The 25,025-nt window shown below is 43.6% G+C and carries 24 protein-coding genes; 10 read left to right on the top strand and 14 right to left on the bottom strand.

The annotated features are described in order from the left end of the window. Positions 1-16: 16 nt before the first annotated feature. From DWW23_RS16445 to folE, 6 genes are all read left to right on the top strand, one after another. Positions 17-1,264, top strand: coding sequence for a M23 family metallopeptidase (locus tag DWW23_RS16445; RefSeq protein WP_122354367.1), 1,248 nt, complete (start codon positions 17-19; stop codon positions 1,262-1,264). A gap of 93 nt (positions 1,265-1,357) precedes the next feature. Continuing rightward, on the top strand, positions 1,358-1,903 hold the full coding sequence (locus DWW23_RS16440; RefSeq protein ID WP_122354366.1) for a DUF1599 domain-containing protein: 546 nt from the start codon (positions 1,358-1,360) through the stop codon (positions 1,901-1,903). 3 nt (positions 1,904-1,906) lie between these two features. Continuing rightward, a complete protein-coding gene (locus tag DWW23_RS16435; protein WP_122354365.1) occupies positions 1,907-3,184 on the top strand; it encodes a BT_3928 family protein in 1,278 nt (425 codons plus the stop codon). 38 nt (positions 3,185-3,222) lie between these two features. Further along, positions 3,223-3,978, top strand: coding sequence for a triose-phosphate isomerase (gene tpiA, locus DWW23_RS16430; protein WP_075555680.1), 756 nt, complete (start codon positions 3,223-3,225; stop codon positions 3,976-3,978). 68 nt (positions 3,979-4,046) lie between these two features. Next, positions 4,047-4,550, top strand: a complete 504-nt coding sequence (locus DWW23_RS16425; protein ID WP_122354364.1) for an SPOR domain-containing protein — start codon at positions 4,047-4,049, stop codon at positions 4,548-4,550. A gap of 44 nt (positions 4,551-4,594) precedes the next feature. Beyond that, positions 4,595-5,188, top strand: a complete 594-nt coding sequence (gene folE, locus DWW23_RS16420; RefSeq protein WP_122354363.1) for a GTP cyclohydrolase I FolE — start codon at positions 4,595-4,597, stop codon at positions 5,186-5,188. Between the two features lie 88 nt (positions 5,189-5,276). On the opposite strand, the gene DWW23_RS16415 is transcribed toward folE, so the two are convergent. The 6 genes from DWW23_RS16415 to DWW23_RS16390 form a co-directional block, all read right to left on the bottom strand. After that, positions 5,277-5,978 carry a hypothetical protein gene (locus DWW23_RS16415; protein WP_122354362.1) on the bottom strand — a complete coding sequence of 234 codons (702 nt, stop codon included), beginning with the start codon at positions 5,976-5,978 and terminating at the stop codon, positions 5,277-5,279. After that, complete coding sequence (locus tag DWW23_RS16410) at positions 5,975-7,516, bottom strand: FGGY-family carbohydrate kinase (protein WP_122354361.1); 1,542 nt, start codon at positions 7,514-7,516, stop codon at positions 5,975-5,977. Before DWW23_RS16410 ends, DWW23_RS16415 begins: the two co-directional genes overlap by 4 nt. Continuing rightward, positions 7,509-8,210, bottom strand: coding sequence for a deoxyribose-phosphate aldolase (gene deoC / locus DWW23_RS16405; RefSeq protein ID WP_122354360.1), 702 nt, complete (start codon positions 8,208-8,210; stop codon positions 7,509-7,511). The genes DWW23_RS16410 and deoC overlap by 8 nt, the downstream gene beginning before the upstream one ends. A 4-nt stretch (positions 8,211-8,214) precedes the next feature. Then, on the bottom strand, positions 8,215-8,985 hold the full coding sequence (locus DWW23_RS16400) for an SDR family oxidoreductase (RefSeq protein ID WP_122354359.1): 771 nt from the start codon (positions 8,983-8,985) through the stop codon (positions 8,215-8,217). A 276-nt stretch (positions 8,986-9,261) separates the two neighbouring features. Beyond that, a complete protein-coding gene (locus DWW23_RS16395) occupies positions 9,262-11,625 on the bottom strand; it encodes a hypothetical protein (RefSeq protein ID WP_122354358.1) in 2,364 nt (787 codons plus the stop codon). A gap of 26 nt (positions 11,626-11,651) precedes the next feature. Next, positions 11,652-12,452: an IclR family transcriptional regulator gene (locus DWW23_RS16390; protein ID WP_122354357.1), complete on the bottom strand. Its 801-nt coding sequence runs from the start codon at positions 12,450-12,452 to the stop codon at positions 11,652-11,654. 401 nt (positions 12,453-12,853) lie between these two features. On the opposite strand from DWW23_RS16390, the gene DWW23_RS16385 reads away from it, so the two are divergent. The 4 genes from DWW23_RS16385 to DWW23_RS16370 all read left to right on the top strand — a co-directional run bounded on the left by DWW23_RS16385 (position 12,854) and on the right by DWW23_RS16370 (position 15,840). Then, entirely contained in the window at positions 12,854-13,876 is a 1,023-nt protein-coding gene (locus DWW23_RS16385; protein ID WP_122354356.1) for a sensor histidine kinase, read from the top strand. Continuing rightward, positions 13,873-14,568 carry a LytTR family DNA-binding domain-containing protein gene (locus tag DWW23_RS16380; RefSeq protein WP_122354355.1) on the top strand — a complete coding sequence of 232 codons (696 nt, stop codon included), beginning with the start codon at positions 13,873-13,875 and terminating at the stop codon, positions 14,566-14,568. Before DWW23_RS16385 ends, DWW23_RS16380 begins: the two co-directional genes overlap by 4 nt. A 78-nt stretch (positions 14,569-14,646) precedes the next feature. Continuing rightward, complete coding sequence (locus DWW23_RS16375) at positions 14,647-15,339, top strand: outer membrane beta-barrel protein (protein WP_122354354.1); 693 nt, start codon at positions 14,647-14,649, stop codon at positions 15,337-15,339. Positions 15,340-15,351: 12 nt separating this feature from the next. Next, on the top strand, positions 15,352-15,840 hold the full coding sequence (locus DWW23_RS16370) for a cupin domain-containing protein (protein ID WP_122354353.1): 489 nt from the start codon (positions 15,352-15,354) through the stop codon (positions 15,838-15,840). A 10-nt stretch (positions 15,841-15,850) separates the two neighbouring features. Here DWW23_RS16370 and DWW23_RS16365 read toward each other — a convergent pair whose 3' ends face one another. The 8 genes from DWW23_RS16365 to DWW23_RS16330 form a co-directional block, all read right to left on the bottom strand. Next, positions 15,851-16,126, bottom strand: a complete 276-nt coding sequence (locus tag DWW23_RS16365) for a DUF1573 domain-containing protein (RefSeq protein ID WP_158583205.1) — start codon at positions 16,124-16,126, stop codon at positions 15,851-15,853. Positions 16,127-16,137: 11 nt separating this feature from the next. Next, entirely contained in the window at positions 16,138-16,707 is a 570-nt protein-coding gene (locus DWW23_RS16360; protein ID WP_147382623.1) for a hypothetical protein, read from the bottom strand. A gap of 7 nt (positions 16,708-16,714) precedes the next feature. Further along, entirely contained in the window at positions 16,715-17,752 is a 1,038-nt protein-coding gene (locus DWW23_RS16355) for a DUF4221 family protein (RefSeq protein WP_255419613.1), read from the bottom strand. Positions 17,753-17,941: 189 nt separating this feature from the next. Next, on the bottom strand, positions 17,942-18,217 hold the full coding sequence (locus tag DWW23_RS16350; protein WP_122354349.1) for a hypothetical protein: 276 nt from the start codon (positions 18,215-18,217) through the stop codon (positions 17,942-17,944). 171 nt (positions 18,218-18,388) lie between these two features. Next, positions 18,389-19,597 carry a hypothetical protein gene (locus tag DWW23_RS16345; protein WP_122354348.1) on the bottom strand — a complete coding sequence of 403 codons (1,209 nt, stop codon included), beginning with the start codon at positions 19,595-19,597 and terminating at the stop codon, positions 18,389-18,391. A gap of 51 nt (positions 19,598-19,648) precedes the next feature. Next, positions 19,649-21,547 carry a DUF349 domain-containing protein gene (locus DWW23_RS16340; RefSeq protein ID WP_122354347.1) on the bottom strand — a complete coding sequence of 633 codons (1,899 nt, stop codon included), beginning with the start codon at positions 21,545-21,547 and terminating at the stop codon, positions 19,649-19,651. A gap of 342 nt (positions 21,548-21,889) precedes the next feature. Further along, positions 21,890-23,125, bottom strand: coding sequence for a sodium ion-translocating decarboxylase subunit beta (locus DWW23_RS16335; RefSeq protein WP_122354346.1), 1,236 nt, complete (start codon positions 23,123-23,125; stop codon positions 21,890-21,892). Beyond that, on the bottom strand, positions 23,125-25,023 hold the full coding sequence (locus DWW23_RS16330; RefSeq protein ID WP_122354345.1) for a biotin/lipoyl-containing protein: 1,899 nt from the start codon (positions 25,021-25,023) through the stop codon (positions 23,125-23,127). The genes DWW23_RS16335 and DWW23_RS16330 overlap by 1 nt, the downstream gene beginning before the upstream one ends. Positions 25,024-25,025: the final 2 nt, after the last annotated feature.

The raw sequence follows: 25,025 nt of genomic DNA, 5'->3' as shown, positions 1-25,025 counted from the left end.
TCGAAAAATGATAAAAATGAAGATAAGAGCACTACTTTTTATTTGTTGTACTACCCTTATGGTATCGGCCGTATCGGCTAAGGACCCTGAAGGGAAAGATACTCCAAAGCAGACTATACATATTGTAAAAATGGATAAACGCGTATCTGAACTGATGGCTGACCGGGTCACTATCCGTAAAGATATGGGTTTGAAAGAACTGGCAGAGATCAATGCCCGTGTTGATGAAACACTGGCGGATAAAGAATCCCTCCTGTTTCCGGCCGACGAGTTATACGGCTCGAACTGGGATACCCGCTGGGTAGACCCTTTTCGCGGTACTTCTAAGGTGGATATGCCTGATTCATGCGCTATAGATTGTTCGACATTCGTTCTTCCTATCGATACAATGACACGGGTTACTTCCAAGTATGGTCCCCGCCGCCGTCGCATGCATAAAGGTATTGACCTGAAGGTTCAGGTAGGCGATACGATCCGTGCGGCATTTGACGGAAAGGTTCGTATTCGTAATTTTGAACGTCGTGGATACGGTAATTACCTGGTGGTCCGCCACCCGAACGGACTGGAAACAGTTTACGGACACTTGTCCAAATCGCTTGTCGATGTAAACGATATCGTACGCGCAGGTGATCCGATCGCATTAGGAGGAAATACCGGACGTTCTACCGGTTCTCATCTTCACTTTGAAACCCGCTTCCTGGGACAGGCTATCAATCCGGCCGACATTATTGATTTTGAAAACTCTGTACCTCATCAGGATACATATGTATTCCATAATATAAAGATTAACGGACGCAAGAGTAATATTTATACTTCCTCCAGTGACCAGATGGTTTATCACCGGGTAAAATCGGGCGATACGCTGGGTAAGATTGCCCGTATGTACGGAACAACCGTGAACGAACTTTGCCGTTTGAATGGAATCAAGAGTACCTCCACGCTTCGTTTGGGCCAGTCTATTCGTTGCAGTGCAGGCAGCGTAGCTGCTAAAACGGAGGCTAAACCGGCTACTGAAAAAGCAGCAACAACGGTGGCAAAAGTGACTAAGACAACAACTGTGGAGGCTGTAACTCCGGTTGCTTCACTTACTGGAAATGCTCCTGCCAATCAGGATACAGAGGCTGTTTATCACCGTATCAAGAGTGGCGATACGCTGGGGGCTTTGGCTTCGAAATACGGAACAACTGTCAGCAAGTTGTGTGAAATGAACGGTATATCTAAAACAACAGTATTAAAGTTAGGTCGTTCCATCCGCTGTAAATAAGTTATTTTTAAGATAAAGGAAAGGCACAGATGGAAACTACATCTGTGCCTTTGTTGTTTTTTTACTATCTTTGCGGCATAATATATTTAGTATATGGCTGATACGAAAGAACAGTTCGAGAAAGTGATCTCCCAGTGCCGGGAGTTGTTCGAAAAGAAGTTGAAAGATTACGGTCCCTCGTGGCGGATCATGCGTCCCCAGTCGTTGACCGACCAGATATTTATTAAGGCAAACCGTATTCGCAGCCTCGAGATCAAAGGGGTGAGCATGGTGGATGAAGGGATACGTCCGGAATTTGTCGCTATCGTGAATTATGGTGTGATCGGGTTGATCCAGCTGGCCAAAGGTTTTTCGGATACCACGGATATGACGAACGAGGAAGCATTGGCATTGTATGATAAATACATTACGGAGACCAAAGAGCTGATGTATGCCAAGAACCATGATTACGACGAAGCCTGGCGCAGCATGCGTATCAGTTCCTATACCGACCTGATCCTGATGAAGATCTACCGTTCCAAGCAGATCGAGAGCCACGGCGGTAAAACTATCGTTTCGGAAGGTGTGGATGCCAATTATATGGATATGATCAATTACGCCCTGTTCGGTTTGATCAAACTGGAATACGGCGAAGACTAATATATGAACTATAAAGAGACTGCAATAAAGATACTGACAGAGTGTAGCCGTCTGCTGATCGGAGTCGTATTTATTTTCTCCGGTTTTGTAAAGGCGGTCGATCCGGTGGGAGGTGCCATTAAGATAGGCGATTATCTGACTTCTTTCGGATTGGATATGTTGCAGCCTTTTACCGTCCTCGCTTCTTTTGCCCTTTCGGCTGCCGAGTTTGCAATGGGAGTCTGTATGCTTTTGGGAGTATATCGCCGCTATAACTCTTTTCTGGTCTTACTTTTCATGGCGTTTATGACGCCGCTGACATTATATCTGGCCCTGTTCAATCCGGTTTCCGACTGTGGTTGCTTCGGGGATGCGATCGTTATTTCCAACTGGGAAACCTTCTTTAAGAACCTGGTGTTGTCGGCTGCTGCTATCATGGTCTTTATGAACTGCGGCAAGATGTTCCAGTGTTTTACCTATAAGGTTTACTGGTTCGTGGCATTGTTCTCCTACTTTTTCTGTATAGGTTTTGCTTACTGGAATTACAATCATCTGCCGGTGCTGGATTTCCGTCCGTATAAGATCGGGGCGAATATACCCGGATTGATGTCTATTCCGGAAGGGGCGCCTGAAGACGAGTATAAGTACACTTTTGTCTATGAGAAAGAGGGAGTGAAGAAGGAGTTTTCATTGGATAATTATCCTTCAGATGACAGTACCTGGACTTTTGTCGAATCGAAGACCGAACTGATAAAGAAAGGATATGAGCCTCCTGTGGCTTCCTTTAACATCTATGACGGGGAAGGCGACGACGTGACCGGCGATATACTGCATAACCCGCAACCGGTCCTTTTGCTGATAGCCCCGAAACTGGAAAAGGCAGACGACGAAAAGATAGATGAAATAAACGGCGTGTATGATTATGCGCTCGAACATGAATTGCCGTTCTATTGCGTGACCGGTTCTTCCCCTGAAATGATCGACGAATGGAGCGACAATACCGGAGCCGAATATCCGTTCCGTATGGCAGACGAAGTGCTGTTGAAAACGATTATCCGTTCCAATCCCGGCCTGGTGCTGTTGAAAGACGGTACGGTGTTGGCTAAATGGCATTACAACGATATCCCCGATGAGGAACATGTAAAGTCCGTCATAGAAGAACATCTGAACCTGAGTGAAACAAAAGAAAAAGAAGATGGCTGGCTTGTTACCATCTTATCGACTTTTACCGTACCTTTGCTGCTCGTTTGGGTATATGACTTTTTCCGTTTCCGCCGGAGACGGAAAGTGATGGCAGAATAAAAGATTTTATTGTATTTATATATTTAATTAATTAAGTCATGAGAAAGAATATTGTTGCAGGAAACTGGAAGATGAACACTACTCTTCAGGAAGGCCTGGAATTAGCAAAAGGATTAAACGAAGCCCTGAAAGGCAAAGCTATCAACTGTGATGTAATCATCGGTACTCCGTTCACTCATTTGGCAAGCATTGCTGCTGCTATTGATACTGATAAGATCGGTGTAGCTGCTGAAAACTGTGCAGATAAGGAAAAAGGTGCTTACACTGGTGAAGTTTCAGCTGCTATGGTTGCTTCTACAGGTGCTAAATATGTGATCCTGGGCCACTCTGAAAGACGTGCTTATTACCACGAAACTCCGGCTATCCTGAAAACTAAAGTTGAATTGGCTCTGGCTAACGGTCTGACTCCGATCTTCTGTATCGGTGAAGTTCTGGAAGAAAGAGAAGCTGGCAAACATTTCGAAGTTGTAGACGCACAGATCAAAGAATCGTTATTCGATCTTTCTGCTGAAGATTTCGGTAAGATCGTATTGGCTTACGAACCGGTTTGGGCTATCGGAACAGGTAAAACTGCTACAGCTGAACAGGCTGAAGAAATCCACGCTCATATCCGTGCAACACTGGCTGCAAAATACGGCAACACGGTTGCTGATGATTGTACTATCCTGTATGGCGGTAGCGCAAATGCCGGTAACGCTAAGGAATTGTTCTCTAAACCGAACGTAGACGGTGGTCTGATCGGTGGTGCTTCTCTGGCTGTTGATAAATTCATGCCGATCGTTGAAGCATTTTAATGATATCATCCTGTAGGGAAGGAACATTTGTTCCCTCCCTCTCGATTTTAACACAAAAATTGATCACAATGAAGAATTTCCCTTGTATCGCTTTATTATTCATGTTGCTGGCCTGTGTGACGGGAGCGTCTGCACAGACAAGTACGGACGGATCTGCACAGACGATCTTTGACGACCTGCAAACATCGAAGCCGGGTAAAGGCGACGTGATTGTGAACCAGCCGGAGGCGCTTCGTAAGATGATCGGCGTGCGTATGTACGGTGATAATGTCGAGAAGACGGACAGTACTGCTTTCCTGAAGATACAAGGATTCCGTACGCAGGTGTTTTCCGGTAATAGCCAGCGTAAGTCGAAAGATGAAGCGTTTGAGAAAGAAAAGATGATCAAGGAGCTTTTTCCGACTGTTCCGACTTATGTAACCTATACCGCTCCGTTCTGGAAATTGCGTGTAGGTGATTTCCGTTCACATGAAGAGGCTTATCATATGCAGCGCTTGTTGATGACTGCTTTCCCTTCATTCGGAAAAGAAATGTATATTGTAAAAGAAGAAGTAAGAATCCCTCTGAATTAATAAGTGCGGAAACCCTTTCGCATTCCATTATAGATAACACAGAAATGACAAAAGAAATAGATGCAAAGACTTTGGCGGAACGCGAAGAACTGGCGAGCCATTATAAACAAATACTTGGTTTGCTAGGTGAAGATCCCGAACGTGAAGGTCTGCTCAAAACGCCGGAACGTGTAGCCAAAGCTATGCAGTTTTTAACCAAAGGATACAACGAAGACCCTGCCAAAGTATTGGCTTCTGCCATGTTTCAGGAAGAGGATTACAAGCAGATGGTCATTGTAAAAGATATTGATTTCTTCTCTCTTTGCGAACATCATATGCTACCTTTCTTCGGAAAGGCCCATGTCGCTTATATCCCTAAGAAATATATTACCGGTTTGAGCAAGATTCCCCGGGTGGTGGATATTTTTGCCCGTCGTTTGCAGATACAGGAACGCCTGACGATGCAGATCAAAGATTGTATCCAGCAGACACTCGATCCGCTGGGTGTAATGGTTGTGATCGAAGCGCAGCATATGTGCATGCAGATGCGGGGGGTGGAAAAACAAAATTCCCTGACAACGACTTCAGACTTCACCGGTTTCTTCCAGCAGGCAAAGACCCGTGAGGAATTTATGAACCTGATCAAGAATAACCGGTAAGATTTGTGAGGACGACTCACGACCTCGTGTGAGAAAGACCTACCGTTTTGTGGTGACCGTATAGAGTTATATACGGCCACCTGTTTGTTTAAGGACGAAGCACATCTGTGAAAACGGCTTTCTGATTAGTGAATTTCAGTCCGTTCCCATCCTGATACGTTCCGAATTCAGATATGATCGCACCGTTATCGCCTGCACGCAGGAAATGTGGGGAGAGAAGCTCTTTTAGCGGAAGGATATCGCCGACTTTCATATAAACGAAGTTGGAGACGGTGATGGCTTCTTTCTGACTTTCGGGTAATGCCGGTGGGTCGGGTGTCGGGTCGCCTATTCCGAAGTTATAAGCCGATCCGTTACGTACCATCCACGATTCGAACTTAGCCGGATATTCGGCAGTCGCTACGTGGCGGTGTTCGGGGATCATCTGTCCGGGCAGCAGGTATATTTCGTGTCCGAAATGACGGTTGACAGGATCGTTTACCCAAAACACACCCGCCATGCCTGCATGTTCGAAATCTCCCAGGCCGAAATCGGATATCCACATGTTCTCTTTCATGAAATCGGTAAAAGGAACTCCGTAAAACTCAAACATTTCGAGGTAGGCTTTCAGGGCAACCTCGCCATTGAACTTTCCGTCTACATAAAAATCCGCGTTGGTGTACTTCTTGGTAAATACCTTTTCTTTGATCTGTTCCATGTTGTCTTTGCTTTTGTTTGTGTCGCATCCGGTGAATCCGCCTGTTAATAAGGCGGAGATCAGCAGGGATACTGTGAATCGTTTTACATTCATTGTTCATTCATTTGTTTGTTAATACTGTTCAGGGAAGCTATATGATCGGCAAACGCCTTGAAGTTGGAGAGTGCTTGCCGGTAGATTGCCTGATGCCGCGGATCAGGCAGGAACCGGTGTTGTGTCTGATGCAAGCTGTCGATCCTGTCGTAACTGTTCCAAAGACCGGTTCCTTTCAGGGCTAGCGCGGCAGCTCCGAGTGAAGCGGCCTCCTGTCCGATATTCGTCTTTTCGATTTCCAGTTCGTAAATGTCGGCAAAGAGCTGCATCCAGAAATTACTTTTTGTACCGCCCCCGACGAATAGCATATCTGTGAATTCGGTATGGTATTTCCGGAACAGGTCCAGGGCGATGCGCAGGTTCAGGGCAATGCCCTCCATTGTCGCCCGGATCAGGTCGGCACGGGTGTTTCCTAATCTTAGTCCGGTGAAGGCGCCTGTCATATCCGGACTAGGTTCGATACTCGATCCGCCTGCCAGACTGGGGTTGAACAGCAGGCCGTTCGATCCCGGAGCAGATGCTTCCGCCAGTTTATTCATGGCGGTGTAAGCATTTTCGCCCCCTTGTTCTTCGATCACCAGCAAATCGGGACAAAGGGTGTCGCGTACCCATTGCAGACTACTTCCTGCCGAGAATATGCAGGTTGCAGAGGCAAACATTCCCTTGATGACATGGGCGAAGACATACGGCTTTTTGTCGAAGTCCAACACCGGTTTTTCGGATATCAGGGCGATCCAGGCAGACGAACCGAGCGAGGTGTAAATCCGGGAAGGTTTGATGCCTTTGCTGCCCAGTGCCATGCAGGAGTTATCCACGCCGCCGCATATCACCTTGACATGTGTGGGTAAACCGGTTTCGAGAGAGGCTTTCGGGGTAATCGTGCCGATCACTGCGTCGGAGTCCAGTATTTCCGGGAAGAGGTCCGGACGGATACCTGAAGCCTGTATATATTCCTGTTTGTAATCCCATGCTTCCAGGTCGAAAACTCCGCTTCCGGATGCGTACGAATAGTCCGTGCAGAGTCTGCCGGTAAAGCGGTAATTACAGTAATCCTTGGTACCGATCACCTTGTTCGTTGCTGCGTACCGTTCCGGGAAATGTTTTTTATACCACATGATCTTAAAGATCGAGTAACATTCCGGCGGAAATCCGTTGCCGGTCGTTTCGTACCATTCTTTGTAATCGGTTCGGGAAAAGAATATTCCGGCTTCCTCCGTTGCCCGGCGGTCAGACCAGATCGGCGTGGAGGTAAGCAACAGGTTACCATCTTTTCCTATCGGGACGACTCCGAGGCTGTGTCCGGAAATAGCCAGGGCTACGATCTCGTTTTTATCGCATTTCGTCTTTTCCGACAAAAGCCGGGTGGAATGGATAATGGCCTGCCACCAATCGTTGGGCGCCTGTTCCTGTCGGCCGGGTTGCGGATAGGCGGTAGGATAGGGGATAAAGACGGAATGCAGTGTTTCGCCGTCCCGGTTGAACAGGGAGGCTTTTATTCCTCCGGTTCCCAGGTCGTAAGATATAACTTTTTCACTCATGGGCTTCTTTGTTTATGCATTCTTCCATAATGTGGAGAGCCGATCTGTAACCGATACCGAAACGGCTGACACCCAGCCGGTGCATTTCCAGAAGTGTGTCGAGTGTGCGGACTCCACCGGCTACTTTCAGCCGGATGGCATCTCCGACCATCTCTTTGATCAGGGCGATATGATGGAGCGTAGTAGCTCCTGCCCATCCCGTTCCGGTTTTGATATAATCGGCTCCGGCTCTCAGGATAAGGGTAGAGGCTATTTTTATCTCTTCGTCTGTGAGAAGAGCTACTTCCATGATCACTTTCAGCGGTAGGGGAGATACTTCTGCTTTGATCTGCCTGATCTCATCTTCCACTTCGGTCTGCATACCTGATTTTAGCTTGCCGATGTTCAGAACCATATCGATCTCGTTACAACCGGCTTTTTTCAGTTCCTGCGCCTGGAATAGTTTGCAGGTTGTTGTCTCCGCACCGGAGGGGAAGCCTACGACTCCGCCGATACCGGTCTGCGGATGGTTTTTCAATTTCTCAAAAACGAGAGGGAGCATGCCGGGCATGGGGAAGACACAGATGAAGTTATGCTTTATGGCCGCTTCGATAATGTCTTCCACATCCTGGCGGGTGGAATCTGCACGAACGGCACTGATGTCGATCAGGCGTGCAATTTCCCGGGAGGATATAATAGGTGTGTTAGTGTCCATGATATTATAAGCTGGTGTAACCGCCGTCGACAATTAAATCAGTTCCTGTCGTGTAGCGTGCGGCATCGCTTAACAGGTATAAGTAGGCTCCGACCAGGTCTTCGGGGACACCGAGGCGTCCGGCGGGTATTTTCGATATCCATCCTTCGTGCATATTCTTCATTTCGGCAACCAGTTCAGTCGCCATATATCCCGGACTGACACAGTTGACGCGTATATTATATTGGGCCCATTCCACAGCCAGCGCCTTGGTCAGCAGGAGAACACCGCCTTTAGAGGCACAGTAGTTGGCTATCGTTTGCGGCGTATTGATAATATGGGCAGACATCGAAGCCGTGTTTACAATACTTCCCGCTTTTCTTTCTTTGATCATTTGGCGGGCAGCAGCCTGTGCGGTTAGGAAAACTCCGTTCAGATTGATGTCGACCACTTTCTTGAAGTCTTTGGAGGAGATCTCTTCGGCAGGATAGGTGTTTGCTATGCCGGCATTGTTGATGGCAAAATCGATGGTGCCGTACTCTTTGATAAATGTCTCCATCATCCGTTCGACATCTTCTGCATCTGTTACGTCGCAACGGATAGCGGTCGTGTGTGCGGAATAGCGATCAGCCAGCTCTCCGGCTGTCTTTTCTGCTTCCTCGATGTCGATATCGACAATGGCGATCGAAGCACCCATTTCCGTAAATGCTTCGGCAAGGCATTTGCCAATACCTCGTGCGGCTCCGGTGATGAAGCCTTTTTTCCCTTTCAGGCTGAATAAATCAAGTGTTTTCATGGATATATGTTGATTAATTAATGGAAAATCAGAAAAGAGGTTACTGTGTTGCTCGTCAGACTATTGCAGTTTCCTAAATTTTTTTAATAAGGGAACTCCGGTTTCCACCGCAGGAAACGCCAGTTCCCTCGGCAGGAAATTACAGTTCCCCAGGCAGGAAACTGGAGTTTCCCAAGCAGGAAATTCTTGCGTATTAAGACAGCATATCCCTTTTCCTCCCGAAAGAGGAATGAATATTACAGTATCTCGAATGAAAAAGATAAGACCGGTCGCTTTTTACTTATCGTAAACCTTCCCGTCTTGTCCGATGATCGAACAGTTTTGTTGCTCGATCTTCAGTCGTTCCGCATATTTTCGCAGTTGCGCTTTATGCCGTTCGCAAGGAACAAGATCTTTTTCGATATCTCCGCGCGGAGTCGCTTTCAACCGTTTCTGTCCGGTACGGATAATTTCGACGGCACGGGTATATTTCTGTTTGTCGTTCCGTATCTTATCCAGGCATGGGCTGACTTCAGGACGGTCGAAAGAGATCTGTGCGGTCAATTTTCGCCCGTGGTTGTTGAGGTCCCAGATGTTCACCTCCGTCAGTTTTATTAATTCCTCGATCTCCTGGTTATATAACGGGCTTCGTCCGGCTAGTGTCGAGTCGAAAGCAGATTCGTATACCGGATAGTAGACGCCGTTCAGGTCCATCCAGGTGTAAAGAATCTCTTTTTCTTTGGGAGATAATTTGACTCCCTGATGGTTACCGTCGATAACTTTTGTCAGCTTGCTGGCATGCGCTCCCCAGGAATAAGGTTCTTGTATCGGGGCCGGTCCGCCACCGATGAGGGTGATCTCCTTCTTTACATATAAATTGACATAGGCAGCATTGAAGAATGGGTTCTTATCTTTTGCCAGTACGAGTTTATCGCGGTTTTTAGGATCGAAGTCATGGCAACGCACGCAATTTTTATCCAAAACAGGCTGGACCTCTTCCATGAACGAGAATTTTTTAGGCGCTTTTCCCATCCATCCGGTTAGTTTTACCGGTGCCTTTTTCAGAGCCAGCGGCTTAGGACCCATCGCGCTGGGCACGCTCAGGCGGTCTTCATGGCAACCGATACAACCGTTTATCTCTCCCGACATGACCATTGTGCCGCTTCGCATGGATTGGATCATCTTTTTATCTTTATCCAATAACTGGAAAAATACAAATGTTCCTGAAGGGACCTCGAAGTTGACCGAACCGTCTTCTTCGACCGGTACTTCCCCCAGAATACGTTTATTCTCAAAGCTATGCCAGTTGACTGCCGGCGCCTGTTCGCCCTGACCGCCCCAGCCGCTCTTTGTCCATGTTCTTTTTTCCGGGGATTCGATGACGCGTAGATATTTGGCGGTACCCGGTTCCACCCCTTTCATATGTGTTCCGTGGTAAACGTTCTGTACATAGAAAGTCCCCTTTTTGTCCGTATAATTTCTGTTGGAAGGAATTGTGTGCGGTTTAGGGCGCGGTTCGATGATCATCGGGTCAAAAAGGCTTCTGTTCCCTTCAACGATCAACTCCTGTGTGCCGTCTCTCCCAACCAGGTAAATACCGGATTTGGAATCGACATGCATCCAGCCTCCGGGTTTAGCCCAGATGGTACGGGAAGTCAGGAAGAAGTTTTCATTTAAAGGATAAGGGTCTTCAAAGAAATATTCAATCCATTTGAAAGAGTCCAGGTCTCCTTTGTCGACGAGTTTCCGGCTTTCTTCCGGCCATATTTGTACGACCGGTTCCACTCCGTCCACACCCTTCTTCCGGTCTATAATGGCAAGAGCACCCCAGGGACGGTCATGGCAGGAGCCGAAGATACAGATTACCTGGTCGGTTCCCGGTATCTGGCGTCCGTCGATCACACCTCCGGGCGATTGGGTATTATTTCCGTAATAGATGGAATGTTTGGTGCCGTCGGGATTGACGGTCCATAAACCTTGCGCATCTCCGAAGTTGCGGTCTACATATTCCCAGCGGTCATACAGGATCCTGCCATCGCTTAGCAGGGTAGAATGGCCTTCAAACAAAGTACTGACCCCGATCTGGGTAATGTTTGCCCCGTCTGCCTCCATCCGGTATAGATTACACATGATATGGCGGTTGCACATACAGTATTTCGGCTGGCGGGTGGAGCTAAACAGAATCCCTCCGTCGGGCAAGTATAAAGGATCTATATCCGACACCCCTTCGGCGAAGGTCAGTTGTTTTAATCCGCTGCCATCCGTGTTTATTTCGTAAATATGATAGAAATCGTCCTTGTTTTTCCGCATGGAGAAAATGATCTTTTTCCCGTCGAAAGATAATTCCGGATCACGTACAACTCCATCTTTCAGTTCGATCAGTGTGGTCGTATTCCCTGTGTTTACATCAAAAATACGCATGGCACCTCCCGGGAAGAAACTGCTTTCATTGATTTCCCCTTTCTGGAAAAGAGTGGCGGTATTGTGATGGTCCGGGGCATACTGTTCCCTTTCTATATACAATATTTGTTTTCCCGCCAGTTGTTCTTTGGCCTTTGCGGTGAGTGTAATTTTCTTCGGGTCCATTTGTTCGGCGGAAAGTTGCATACTCCCTATGCAGACTGTCGCCAGAAAGATGATGAATTTGCTGTAGTTTCTCATGGTGTCCGTATTTAGAAAATGATGATTTATTTAGGAATATACCCCAGGTTTGCGGAGATGATGTTAGCTGTCCGGATCAGTTCTTTCGATGTTTCCGGGAATTTCTCTTTTTCCAACCGGCCGGATGGACCGGAAGTCCAGATGGTTGCTGCGATACTGCCGAATTGGTTGAATATGGGGGTTGCAATGCAATGAACGCCTGCCATTTCTTCTTCCAGGTCGACGGCATAGCCAACTTTTCTTATATGATTTATTTCTTTTCGCATCTGTTCTTCGTTGGCGATCGTACGCTTGTTGAAGACTGTATATTGAATAGTTTGCATCGCTTTTTCACGCTCCTCGTCCGAAAGGTAAGCCAGGAAAAGTTTACCCGGTGCCGAGGCATGCAGAAAAAAGCTGGTGCCGGGGCGTAGTAGGAAAGTGAAATTATGTGAGCCTAAAACCTGTTCGAGCAGGACGACCCGGTTCTCCATGAAGACACCCAACATAACACTTTCCTTGATCGTATCTCGCAAGGCGCGCATCGGAGCCAGCGATTGTTCTACTATATTCGATTCGCCCAAAGCAGCCAGTCCCAGTTTCAGGAATCGCTTGGATAGGGAGTAGCGTTGTGTATCTGCATCTTTTGTCAGATATCCCATGCCCTGCATCGAATTTAATAACCGGTATATGGTTGTTTTAGGCGTATCCAGCAAATTTACAATTTCCTGCATGGTTAGGCCACTGGGGTAATTGACCAGAAACTCCAGTAGCTCGAAGCTTTTTTCAAGCATCGGGATATTGTATTTTGTTGTATTCTTCTCCTCTGTTTCTACCTGCGTGATCATGGTTGTTTGGATTGTTTATTGGTTTCTTATGTGGAACTTTGTTTCTTATTTGAAACAAAAGTAGGTTTTTCTCTGTAACGAACAATACTAATTTTGTTAATAAATAATATTATTTTTCCTCGTCATTGTAATTATTCATCTTTGTATACGACTGATGTAGTAAACAATACGATAACGAGTTAATAAATGCACAGCAACAAAAAAGGACTTCAGGAGTTGGAAGAATTTGAGAAAGAATAACCATTCGTCAAATAATTCTTACCCTTTGTCACAATAATTTTCTCACGTATCTCCACCCGTCTACTTTTGATACAAAAAGCAAAAGAGATAGGTGTTTTTTTGTAGCCGGTAGTGCTACATCGGAGTAAAAGAATAAATTTGTAGAAATAAAGCATACTGATATGAAATTGTTTCTTCGCTGGATGTATCCGTTGATTCTGGGTGTCGTCATGTTCAATACCATTCGGTTGGTTACTGATTTGCCGAATCATAATCCATTTTGGGCAGAGTCTAAATCACTTCATGTAATAGCATTATTAGTTTCCGTATTAGTGAGTTATGGATTTGATTTCAAAGGCCGCTATTATATGGAGAAGGTTAGGGCTAAAAGTTTTTCCGTAACACTGGAATATACTTTGTTGGTTGTGTATTTGTTTTTAAGTGTGAATCTGATTTTGTATGCCGGTGATTCTATAGGTATTTTATATATGGGCGATAAGCTTGCCGATTATGTGATCGCAAATGTCGTTTGTATATTGTATTTTTTCTTGTACTACATTCTGATTCGAAACGATAAGCTGGAGAAAGAATATAATCAGCAAACCTTACAGCTGGAGAAGATAAAAGTCGATCAGTTGGAGATCGAACTTAAATTTCTTCGGGCACAGTATCATCCTCATTTCCTTTTTAATGCTTTGAATACGGTCTATTTCCAGATCGATGAAAAGAATCCGATACCCCGGCATACATTGGAAATGCTGTCGGAGTTGTTACGGTATCAATTGTATGGCGGAAATCAACAGGTTCCGGTCCGGCGGGAAATCGATTATCTGAAAACTTATATGGATTTTCAGCGGCTACGGATGAGTAAACGGCTGGTGTTGGAAGTGCATATCGATGATAAGCTGAAAGATCAGGAAATTTATCCGTTACTTTTTTTACCTTTGATAGAGAATGCTTTTAAATATGTGGGCGGAGAGTATAAGATTAATTTGAATATGTCGCTGGAAGACGAAAAGATCATATTTTGTATCGAAAACTCCAAACCATTGAACCCGCCAGAAAAAACAGTCCGTAAAGGTATCGGTTTGGAAAATCTCCAAAGGCGGCTTGTCCTGTTATATCCGGATAAATACAGCCTGGAAATACAGGATAAACCATTTTGTTTTATTGCCCGATTGACAATTGAAACAGATAATGTATGAAAATAAAATGTATCATAACAGATGATGAACCCGTTGCTTGCCAAGGATTGCAATCGTATGTGGAGAAAGTGGATTTCCTGACGCTGACAGGCGTATGTGAAGATGCCATACAGTTGAATACGCTTTTAAAGACGGAACAGCCTGATTTGCTTTTTCTGGATATCGAGATGCCTTATCTTTCCGGTCTGGATTTGCTGGCCACCCTGACAAACCCTCCGAAAGTAATCATCACTTCCGCCTATGAACAATATGCGCTGAAGGGGTATGAACTGGATGTGACGGACTATCTGCTGAAACCGATCCCTTTTGAACGCTTTCTGAAAGCAGTCAATAAGGTACATGCTCTTTTGCAAAAAGAGGTTCCTACCGAAGTGGAAGATTTCTTTTTTGTAAAGAGTGATAAACAAATGAAGAAAGTGTATTTCAAGGATATCCTTTTTGTAGAAGGACTGGAAAACTACATAACGATCTATACTCTGACAGAAAAAATACTTGTTCATTCTACGATGAAAAATATCATAAACTCTTTGCCGGGAGATCTCTTTATTCAGACCCATCGTTCGTATATCGTCAATGTGCATCATGTTAATCTGGTTGAGGGAAATATGTTGAAGGTGGCAGGGCATGAAATTCCTGTTGCCCGTAATTGTCGGGAAGAAGTTTTTACCCGTATAATAAAAAATCCCCTATAGTTGTCCTAAATACCAGGGGGTAACATACGAAACTGTTTCGACTCTCGTTTAACTATCATAACAAAATAAATACAAGTTATGAAAAATAAGAGTTGTGTATGGTTGGTATGTGTGCTGTTGTCTATTGCAGCAATGGGAAAAGCACAAGTGGTTACGTTGGAGAATGGGTTTAGTATTACTTCTATGCGGCATTCTAAGGAGGGATTAGGAAAGGTTTATCCCTACCAGATGGCTTTAGGAATGCAGTATATGGATAAAGGATGGTATAATTTATCCAGCAGTATAGGATATATGCGAAGAGGTAGTCGGGACAAAATATTTTATAATCCGATTACAGGAGAAAATGGATATGTCACGATGAAAAATAAACTGCATTATCTGACCGTAAGTACAACATTCGATATTAAGAAGACAAGCCATGATGGTTATACTTTTTTTATCGGAGTTGGTCCTCGTCTTGATTTTAATTTAAAATCGGTGACAGTAACATATATTGATTTTGATCAATCCAGACCAGAAGGTTATGAGCCTACTAAAGAAAATCTGGATGGCATTCACCCTGTTTTGTTCGGTTTGAAATGCGTAGGAGGCATACGGAAAGATATTGGAAATATGCAGTTAGGTTTTAATATCGCTTATTTACCTAGTTTTACTCATTTATCGAAAGGTGTGCATGACCGAACATTTACTTTTGGACTATCTTTGGGTTATAAATTAGGTGGAAATAAGGGAGATGTTAAAACAATCCGTACTGTTCGCCACCATAAATAATAAAATAGACAAATGATTCCTGACAAACAAGCTGCTTACTGGATTGAAAGATTAAAGATGTCCCCACATCGGGAAGGTGGTTATTTTAAAGAAAAATACCGACCGGACAACTGGAAACCCGTTGCAGGATATCCGGCAGACCAGCGGGTGTTGACTACGATCTATTATTTGCTCAAAGATTCGGACTTTTCGGCTTTTCACCGTATAAAATCCCCGGAAAGCTGGTTCTTTCATAAAGGAACTCCTTTATTGATCTTTTCTTTTGAAGAAACAGGACTTGTCTGTCATGAATTATCAGACCAGGAAGAAGGACAACTACAGGTTACAATTGAACCAGATACATGGTTTGCCGCCTGTCTTAAAAATCCGGAAGGCTTTGTGTTGGTCAGTTGTGCCGTTGCCCCCGGTTTTGATTATAAAGATTTTGAACTGGCACAGAAAGACGAACTTTTTAAAATATATCCAAAAGAAATCCAATTAATCAATCGGTTATGTAGATAATTTTTTTTAATTAAATAGAATTACCTTTTATGTCTAGTTTTATAGGATTAGGAATATTACCTCTAACTAGAATTGATTCATGGAATTTTCCTGATTTTTTTGGTTCGTACATTATGGTAATAATAATTTCTCCTCCTTTATTGACTATTTCTTTTTCATATTGAACACTTACACATCCGCAAGATGTATCAATTCCGGTAATAACCAAAGGGTTTTGTCCAGTATTTTTTATGTTGAAAGAGGCTTTTGCAGCATTAGATAATTTAGTATCACCTAAATCAATCAAATTAGTAGAAACTAAAGCTGTCGTTGATATTTTTGGATAGATATTTTTTTGTGTAATATGTTTAAATATAGCTCTTTAATCGCAGAATTATTTATCGGGTTTCCAATCGCTAGAATTTTATTTTGATTGTTTAGTAAAAATGTTTGATAATCAAATTTATTGGGGAAATTGTTTAGTTTATTTATGCTATCATTAATGTCGATACAAACAGGATATTTAAAGTTTGAAGTATATAACTCTGCCCTGATTGTTTTGACACTTTGTGAATGAAAGAAGAATAGAAAGCATACATCTTCTGACATTGTGGAGTCTAAATGAGCAATAAATTCTTTCCATTGATTGATTTTAAGTTTACAACTTGTGCACCCTATAGAATCTGTGTAAATAAGAATTTTGTATTGAGCTTGAGATGTATCAAAAGGTATAGTATCCATGCCTTGAATTGTATATACTAAATGTTGAGGAAATTTAATTACTTTACCTTTCCATTCGTTAACGATTTTTGTAACAGGGTCAATCTCTCTTTCTTGCATGCATGACAATAAAGATGATAATAAGAACAAAAATAGTATATGTTTCATATGCATATTATTTCTTTTTGATGATTTTGAATCTGCGTAGAGGTATAATATCCTCATTAAAATTGGGATTTAAGAAATGACTTTCGCTAATATATAGACCATCTTTATCAATAAACATGGTAAAGGGGTTATATGTGTCTTTGGGCATGAGAATTTCATCAAGGATTTGAAAGTCTTTATTTAATATCATAATAGAAAAATAGTGAAGCCCAAATTTCATGAGTTCGCTGGCATTTATGTCTTTTTCAAATTCCATAGGAGGAAAAGCTATACGATAATATAAGTTTCTGTATGGATCATATAAAAAAGGACCATAACTGCCTTTTTTTATTTTTTTCCAATATAAATCTGTCTCGACGTTAGATCTTTTAGGTACTTCAAATTCAAGAGAAGGTAGATATTTACTTTTTACTTTTATTTTACGAACTTTTTTGTGTTGTATATCTGTAACGTAAATATCTTCCATATTTATGAATGAATAGATAAATTCTTCTCCATTGAAGTTTAATTTGAAAGGAATGGATATAAAATCTTTATTTTCTTCCTGTACCAAATGATAATATGTAAAAGGAAGTGTTTGGAATAAATTAGTTTGTGTATTGAGTATTGCGCACATTGGGCTTTCTTGTAGTCTTATGTGCGAGGGGTTTTTATGGTTGACATATAGCCCAAAGTAGATAGAGTCTCCTACAATTTGGAAGACATCGAATTTAAACTGGATAGTCTTATTATCTGTTGTTTTTCCTATAAGGCGTTTTAATAATTTGCCATCTGAGTTAATAATATTTATTGCTTCAGCGTCAGTTTCGGTAAGATAGATTTCATTTATATTTTTAAATCTAAAACCAATAAATCGATGTATAGATTCTGGCCCTTCCAATGGCATTGTGATTCTTTTTACAAGTTTCCCATTTGCCTTATTGTAGAATAATAGTTGAGGAAATGAACCATGCTGGAATACAAGAAACTCTATTCCTGTACTGTCTGATATAAGCTGTGGTAACCCTAGATTTTGAGTAGTCCAAGAGTCTAGTTGTAAACTAATACGATAATCTGTTGCTTGTAATGTATATAATTCTTTTTGTTTATCATTATTTGCACAGGATTGAAATAGAATAATAAAACAAATAATTATAACAATGATTTTTTTTCATAACAATACATAATATTATTATAAAGAAGCAATAAGTATTAGAGTCTTATTGATAATAATTATTGCTTCTTAGGTCATTTTTTAAAGAACAGGCTCTATAGGCGGCTGCTCTGGCTCTGGGGGAGTAATTACAAGGTCGTCATCACAAAGCACACATACATCAGGGGCATCTGTCTTGGTGCAATGATATTCCTTTCCGTCATCATGTCCATAACATTGTGAACTTTTAAGGGAGGTTCTTAGTGCCAAAACATTAGGATCTGCATCTTTATCCGCGTTTTTGGCTGATGAATAGTCTCCCAAAAAGACTGTTGCACTTAATGAAAGAACAAAAATACTCAATACAAATCTTTTCATGATATATTTTATTTAAACCCTCCCTAATATATGTATGGTTTTTGTATTAATGCATATTGCTTACGTTAAATATGTAAAATATTATATATATTAAGCGCATAGTCAATATTTATGCTATTACTTGAAATCTTTCCATAAGATACTCTTATTTGGCTTAGATAAAAACCAAAGTTACATGACTAACATATAAGCCCTGTACCTTGTCTCTTTTGTGACCGGGCATAAAGATAAATATCCTTCCCTGATCTTGCCGTTTTCGATAATAAGCGGATAAGTATCTTTCATAAAACGATGACGTTCGTAGGCTTCTCCGTCTTTACTCTCATAGGTAATGTTGAAATCGCCGATAGCGGCAGGTGCCAGGTATTTCTGGCTGAGGCGTAAAGCGACCAGCCCCATTGTGTAACGCATGTTGATTTCGATACAGGGATGGATGGCATGCGTACCGTCCTTTGTTTTATAGACGATCATATCTACACCCAGATATCCGCGATAGAGATTGCCATATATGCGCTTCAGAGCATCGGTAACCGTATTTTGTATCTGAAGATAAACATCTTCTCCAACCCAGCGTTTGATCGGTGTGCTTAGATACTCCTGGCTGCCTAATACATTTCCCGAGTAGGCCCCTTTTTCTCCCGTTCCGAAAATAGACAATCCTTCGTAGGTGACATTTCCATTCCCGTCAGAATAAAACTCCATCGCTAAATCCTGTACCTTATTCAGACCGCATTCAATGCTGACAATCCCTTGTTTGGCAATGGCCCCTTCTATCCAGTTACGGTCTTTGGTCGTCAGTTTGCGTTCCGGAATCCAGAGCAAACCGCGTCCGGATGAAGAATAGGGAGTTTTTACGATAAATGGAGCATTCTGCAGGATCAGATATTTCTCAATTTCCCTGATCTTCTTGCAAAATTTGGGAGCGACCGGGATCGGAAGGTCAGGTAATTGCTGGCGTATCAGTTCCAGGCACTCAGCTGCCGTTTGCCGTCCGGTCAACCGGAAATAATCTTCTTTCCAGGCCGGTACGGATAAATTCAGATTGAAGTTGTTTTTTAGCTTCCGGAATAGATGTAGGCTATGTGGGGATAATCCCCAGGGAGCAGCTTCCAATTCTGTGAACGATGTTTCCAAACTCTTCAGTTCTTTGCCGGTGACAAGAGTGGCAAATGGCCTGAACTCTTTCGGTTTTAAAGAGAAAAAACGGGGAGAAGCGATCTCTTCCACGTAGACATAATCGTTACTGTTTGCATACCAAACCGGAAGGTATGATAATTCCCTTATCATCCTTTGTACATTGGCTGGAGGCGTATAGTTTTCGGAACCCACTAATACAGCCGTTTCATGCCCCGGATTAAAAAAATGTATCTGAGATATCATAAGTTATATAAACAGCGAAGCCGTCTGTTAGTGAGACGGCTTCGTTTTTATTTATTCAAGATTTTCATCTATCGCATCGATCTTTTTGATTATGAGCGCCATCTCATCTTTCAGTTTTTCGATCTTGCGCTCCATCTCTTTTACAAGACCACCACCGCCTTTAGAGGATATGCTGAGGAAGCCGATGTTGTTTTCGTATGTCTGCAATTCATTTTTCATGCGGTCATACATTCTCATCAGTTTTTCACGTTCGCCGTACAGTTTGCCCTTTCCGTGTTCTCCGCTTGTCATATCGTTCAGATTGCTGCGGTACGACTGCATTTTACGGTCAGTCTGGTCTACTTTCAAACGGTCGAACTGATTGTCTACCGCTTCGTGATATTCTTTATAGATTTTATCTTTTTCCTTGAAAGGAACGTGACCGATCGCATTCCATTCTGCCATCAAACCTTTCAGTTCAGCTAAAGCGTCGTCTGTGGCCAGTGTTTCATCCAACTTATTGATCTTTTCGATCAACGCTTTCTTGGCAGCCAGGTTTGTCTGTTCTACGCTTTTCTGGGAAGACACGTTCTTATTCTTTTGTTCGAAGAAATAATCACAAGCAGAAATGAAACGTTTCCAAACGATGTCCGAATGCTTGCGGGCTACCGAACCGATCGTTTTCCATTCCTTCTGCAGAGCGATCATCTTTTCAGTCGTACTCTTCCATTCTGTACTGTCTTTCAGGGCTTCGGCTTTTTCACACAAGGCCTTTTTCAATTCGAGATTCTTTTCCATCTCTTCTTTGATACCTTTGTAGAAAGTACTTTTCTTATTGAAATAAACATCACAGGCTGCACGGAAGCGTTCGAATATCTTCACATTGGATTTTTTCGGTGCGAAACCGATTGTTTTCCATTTTTCCTGTAAAGCGATTACCTCTTTGTTCTTTTCTTCCCAGTCTTTGAATGTCTTCAAAGCTTCGAAGTCGATACCTTCTATTTCTTCGCAGATAGCTGTTTTAGCGATCAGATTCTCCTGCTCTTTCGATTTCAGTGATTCGAAGTGCTCCTGGTGACGTTTGTTGATCACGGTAGAAGCCGCTTTGAAACGAGCCCATAGCTCTTCGCGCAGTTCTTTTGCTACCGGACCGATCTCACGCCATTGCTGGTGCAGTTTCTGAAGCTGGTGGAACGCGGATACGACATCCGGTTCTGTCTGCAACTTTTCGACTGTTTCGCACAAGGCAGTTTTCAGTTCCAGATTCTTCTTGAAGTCATAATCGCGGAACTGGTTGTTGATCTTGATTATATCGTAGAATCTTTCGCTGTACGTCTGATAGTTTTTCCACAGTTCGTTTGCATGTTCCTGTGGTACGAGTTTAATTTCTTTCCATCTCTGCTGGATGTCCTTAAAGTCGTTGTATAGTTTATTGAAATCGTCCTGGCTTTCTGTCAAGATTTTTAACTGATCGATCAGTTGGAGTTTCAGAGCATAGTTCGCTGCCTTCACACGATCCTCTTCTGCCAGGATTGCCGCTCTTTTTTCTTTGTAAACAGTCAGCAATTCTTTCAGTTTGTTTTCGGCTTCATCTTCAGGTGCAACGAAATCCTTTTCTTCTCCTCCGTCTTCGAGGAATGTTTTCTTCGATTCTTCAACTTCGGCTCTGTGGATTTTGTAAAATGCCTGTTTCAACGATTCCACCTCGTTGCGTGCAGTTTCGGCAGCAGCATTTACCAGTTCGGTCAATTTTTCAAGAATCTCTTCTTTAGACAATTTACCGATCGCATTCGCTGTTGCTTCCTCTACCGTTACAGTAGCATCTGTCGCCGTTTCAGTCGTTTCTTCCACTGTTCCGGTCGTTTCAACTTCAGCCGCAATGTTGTTTTCCGGAGTCACTTCCGGTGCTTTAGTTTCTTCCAATTTGCCAGTTTCTTCAGCCGGCAGATTAGTTTCATGAGTGTCCTTCATATTCAATCACATTTAAGAAAAGGATAAAAAGCATTCCTATATCAAGTCACAAATTAAAGTATTTATTTTTGGATTACAGCATTTGAGGGCAATTTATTTATTAGAAAAGGTTAATAAATGCTCAAAAAGACCGAAATGAGTTACTTTAATCTTTGTAAAATGTCGGAAGAGAGAGGTGAAAATGTGCCCAAACAAATAAACCGGACCCAGATAACGCTGAATTCGCAGATATACACAGATTTATTTTATTGATAATTAATAATGTCTGCGTTACTCTGCGAATTCAGCGTTATCTGCGTCCGGTAAATATTCGTTTTGACATACTGTCGTATGTTATCAGTTTTAACCTAAGAACGATATCAATACACCTGCCGCAACAGCCGAACCGATCACACCGGAGATGTTACTGGCCATACAATATTGAAGCACATGGTTTTTCGGATCGTATTTCAGGGCTATTTCGTTGGCTACACGCGAAGCCATCGGAACGGCACTTAATCCGGTTGCACCGATAAGCGGGTTGATTTTTTTCTTGGTGAATAAGTTGAACAGCTTCACGAAGAAAATACCTCCGGCGATAGACAAGGCAAATGCCAGGAATCCGCCGACTACGATACCGATTGTTGTCAGATTCAGGAATGCCTCCGCCGTCATGGTTGCACCGACCGATAATCCGAGGAAGATCGTTGCCGCGTTCATGATACTGTTTGAGGCGGCATCGAACAGGCGGAAGGTGTTTGTTCCGATCTCTTTCACCAGGTTACCGAACATCAACATACCGATCAAAGGTACAGAACTGGGAACAAATAAAGCTACAACAGTCGTTACGATGATCGGGAATATGATTTTAAGAACACGCATATTCTTGATCTCTACTGTTGACGGGAATTTCTTTTCCTGTTCTTTCATATTGATGCAAAGTTCCTTTTTAGAACAAAGCGCCTTCACAACCATCGGTATGATCACCGGAACCAATGCCATATATGAATAAGCAGCAATAGCGATCGGTCCTAACAAATGCGGAGCCAGTTTGATGGTCGTAAAAATTGCAGTCGGTCCGTCTGCACCACCGATGATACCGAGTGATCCGGCCTCTTTCGGTGTGAATCCCATCAGGATGGCAACCAATAATACGGTGAAAATACCCAGCTGGGCAGCCGCACCGAAGATAGACAGGCGAAGGTTACGAAGCATCGGGCCGAAGTCGGTCAAAGCTCCTACGCCCATAAAGATAATTGGCGGAAGGAACCCCGTCTTGATTAGCATATAGTAAATGAAGTTCATGATTCCCAGTTCATGCGCAATGTCGTGCAAAGGCATTTCCCAGATATTCTTCATTACCCCGTGTACGTTGATCAATCCGTTTTCATCAGCCTGGATCACACCCATATCACCTCCCGGGAAGTTGGCGAGCAACACTCCGAACGCAATAGGGACAAGCAGCAAAGGTTCATATTGTTTCTTGATACCCAGATAAAGCAATATGAATGCGATTGCATACATGATCAGGAACTGCGGTTCAGCAATAATGTTGCTGAACGCAGTCATTTCATACAGATTTTGAAATATCTCGTTCATTACTGTATCGTCATTAATACGTCATCTTCCGAAACCGCATCACCACCGGCATAATTGATGGAAGTGATCGTTCCGCTGAATTCGGAACGTACGGCATTGTATGTTTTCATTGCTTCCACGTAGCAAAGAACATCGCCTTCTTTTACCACGTCACCCACTTTGAGCGGAGTTTCAGAAGCATTCTTCACCAGGAAGAATTTACCTTCCAGCGGCGAAAGAACCTCGTTGCCTGCGCCTGCCGCCGGTGCGGGAGCTGCAGATGCGGCAGGTTGTGCAGCTTTTGTAGGGGCAGCCACCGGTGCAGCATTGGCAGAATCTCCGAAAGCTACGGTTACACGGTAAGGCTGTCCGTCGACGTCTACCGTCAATACCTGTGGCGTCGTAGGCAGGGCGGGAGCAGAGGCAACCGGTGCGGTCGGATGTTCCTTTTCCTGCTGGGCTTTTTTCTTCAGGGCAACATCCGCCAGGAATTCTACTTTCGCTTTTCCTGAACGGTAAGCCTCATACTGAGCCGGGTGCATGGCGTATTCGAACAGTTCTTCGTCGTCTTCACCTGTTTCCCATTGCTTTTCGTTCATCATCTTGCGGTATTTGTCGAGTGCGTCCGGGTAGTTATCCTGCGGATTACCGGTGAAGAACTCGCGTCCTTCGGCTTTTGCTTTCTCGATAATCTCCGGTGCAAGCGGACCAGGCAGTCTGCCTGCTTTTCCGAGAATCATATCCCAGATATCGTCGGCGATCATGCTCCAGCGGGCTTTCCCTTTTTCCATCTGCATCACGTTCATTAACGCCAGGTTCTTCACGTACTGGCTGAACGGCGTTACCAATGGAGGATAACCTACACGCGGCCATACATAAGCCACTTCGTCGAACAGCTTGATAAGCAGCTGGTCTTGCGACATCAACGGCTTGTTGTTCTTGATATTGCTCTTATTGATCGATTCCAGATTCTTTTCCAGGTCGGCCATCAGGCTACCCATCATACCGCCGGGAAGTCCCGGACCGATCAGCAGGGAGTTCATCAAGCGGTTCTTCGGGCTGATATACAAACCTAAGAAATCGTCCATAAATTCCTGGATCATACTGCGCACTTTCATATAGGCTTCCATATTGATCTCCGGTACTTTGTAACCGGCATCTTTCAGCATCGCCTGTACGGTCAGCAGGTCGGCATGTCCTGTACCCCATGAAAGCGGTTCCATACCTACGTCGATATAGTCGCAGCCGGCATTACAAACTTCCAGAATGGAAGCAACATTGAATCCGGGGCCTGCGTGGCTATGATACTGGATAGGTATTTCAGGATGTTTGGCTTTGATATTGGCAACGATCTGTCCCAGCGAATAAGGACGACCGATACCGGCCATATCTTTGATACAGATCTCGTCTGCTCCCAGCTCGATCAGTTCCAGGGCCATCTTGGTGTAATATTCAACCGTATGGATGGGAGAGTGGGTGATACAGAGTGAGCACTGGGAGATCATTCCGGCCTCTTTGGCATACTGGATGGAAGGAGCGATGTTGCGTACATCGTTCAGTCCGCAGAACGTACGGGTAATATCGGTTCCCTGTGCTTTTTTTACCTTGTAGAAAAGCTGGCGCACGTCAGCGGGCACCGGGCTCATACGAAGTCCGTTCAGGGCACGGTCTAACATATGTGTTTGAATACCTGCTTCATGGAATGGCTTCGTCCATTCGCGTACGGCTTTATTAGGATTTTCTCCGAATAGTAAATTAACTTGCTCAAAACCTCCTCCGTTGGTTTCAACGCGGGCGAAACAGCCCATCTCAACGATAGCGGGGGCAACTCTTGTTAGTTGGTCTACTCTAGGGACATATTTACCGGCAGATTGCCACATGTCTCTGAAAACCAAACTGAATTTGATTTCTCTTTTCATGA

It is taken from the genome of Parabacteroides sp. AF14-59 (genome assembly GCF_003479515.1).
Classification (GTDB): Bacteria; Bacteroidota; Bacteroidia; order Bacteroidales; family Tannerellaceae; genus Parabacteroides; species Parabacteroides faecis.
Note: the sequence above shows the minus strand (reverse complement) of the source record. Positions and strands in the feature narration are given on the sequence as shown.

Bases quoted from the DNA above. Each gene is read 5' to 3' on its own strand.
- DWW23_RS16390 (WP_122354357.1), bottom strand. From the start codon at position 12,452: ATGATCACGCAGGTAGAAACAGAGGAGAAGAATACAACAAAATACAAT.
- DWW23_RS16425 (WP_122354364.1), top strand. From the start codon at position 4,047: ATGAAGAATTTCCCTTGTATCGCTTTATTATTCATGTTGCTGGCCTGT.
- DWW23_RS16395 (WP_122354358.1), bottom strand. From the start codon at position 11,625: ATGAGAAACTACAGCAAATTCATCATCTTTCTGGCGACAGTCTGCATA.
- DWW23_RS16350 (WP_122354349.1), bottom strand. From the start codon at position 18,217: ATGAAAAGATTTGTATTGAGTATTTTTGTTCTTTCATTAAGTGCAACA.
- DWW23_RS16370 (WP_122354353.1), top strand. From the start codon at position 15,352: ATGATTCCTGACAAACAAGCTGCTTACTGGATTGAAAGATTAAAGATG.
- tpiA (WP_075555680.1), top strand. From the start codon at position 3,223: ATGAGAAAGAATATTGTTGCAGGAAACTGGAAGATGAACACTACTCTT.
- DWW23_RS16330 (WP_122354345.1), bottom strand. From the start codon at position 25,023: ATGAAAAGAGAAATCAAATTCAGTTTGGTTTTCAGAGACATGTGGCAA.
- DWW23_RS16435 (WP_122354365.1), top strand. From the start codon at position 1,907: ATGAACTATAAAGAGACTGCAATAAAGATACTGACAGAGTGTAGCCGT.
- deoC (WP_122354360.1), bottom strand. From the start codon at position 8,210: ATGGACACTAACACACCTATTATATCCTCCCGGGAAATTGCACGCCTG.
- DWW23_RS16345 (WP_122354348.1), bottom strand. From the start codon at position 19,597: ATGATATCTCAGATACATTTTTTTAATCCGGGGCATGAAACGGCTGTA.
- DWW23_RS16440 (WP_122354366.1), top strand. From the start codon at position 1,358: ATGGCTGATACGAAAGAACAGTTCGAGAAAGTGATCTCCCAGTGCCGG.
- DWW23_RS16340 (WP_122354347.1), bottom strand. From the start codon at position 21,547: ATGAAGGACACTCATGAAACTAATCTGCCGGCTGAAGAAACTGGCAAA.
- DWW23_RS16385 (WP_122354356.1), top strand. From the start codon at position 12,854: ATGAAATTGTTTCTTCGCTGGATGTATCCGTTGATTCTGGGTGTCGTC.
- DWW23_RS16400 (WP_122354359.1), bottom strand. From the start codon at position 8,985: ATGAAAACACTTGATTTATTCAGCCTGAAAGGGAAAAAAGGCTTCATC.
- DWW23_RS16445 (WP_122354367.1), top strand. From the start codon at position 17: ATGAAGATAAGAGCACTACTTTTTATTTGTTGTACTACCCTTATGGTA.
- DWW23_RS16415 (WP_122354362.1), bottom strand. From the start codon at position 5,978: ATGAATGTAAAACGATTCACAGTATCCCTGCTGATCTCCGCCTTATTA.
- DWW23_RS16410 (WP_122354361.1), bottom strand. From the start codon at position 7,516: ATGAGTGAAAAAGTTATATCTTACGACCTGGGAACCGGAGGAATAAAA.
- DWW23_RS16380 (WP_122354355.1), top strand. From the start codon at position 13,873: ATGAAAATAAAATGTATCATAACAGATGATGAACCCGTTGCTTGCCAA.
- DWW23_RS16375 (WP_122354354.1), top strand. From the start codon at position 14,647: ATGAAAAATAAGAGTTGTGTATGGTTGGTATGTGTGCTGTTGTCTATT.
- DWW23_RS16335 (WP_122354346.1), bottom strand. From the start codon at position 23,125: ATGAACGAGATATTTCAAAATCTGTATGAAATGACTGCGTTCAGCAAC.
- DWW23_RS16360 (WP_147382623.1), bottom strand. From the start codon at position 16,707: ATGAAACATATACTATTTTTGTTCTTATTATCATCTTTATTGTCATGC.
- folE (WP_122354363.1), top strand. From the start codon at position 4,595: ATGACAAAAGAAATAGATGCAAAGACTTTGGCGGAACGCGAAGAACTG.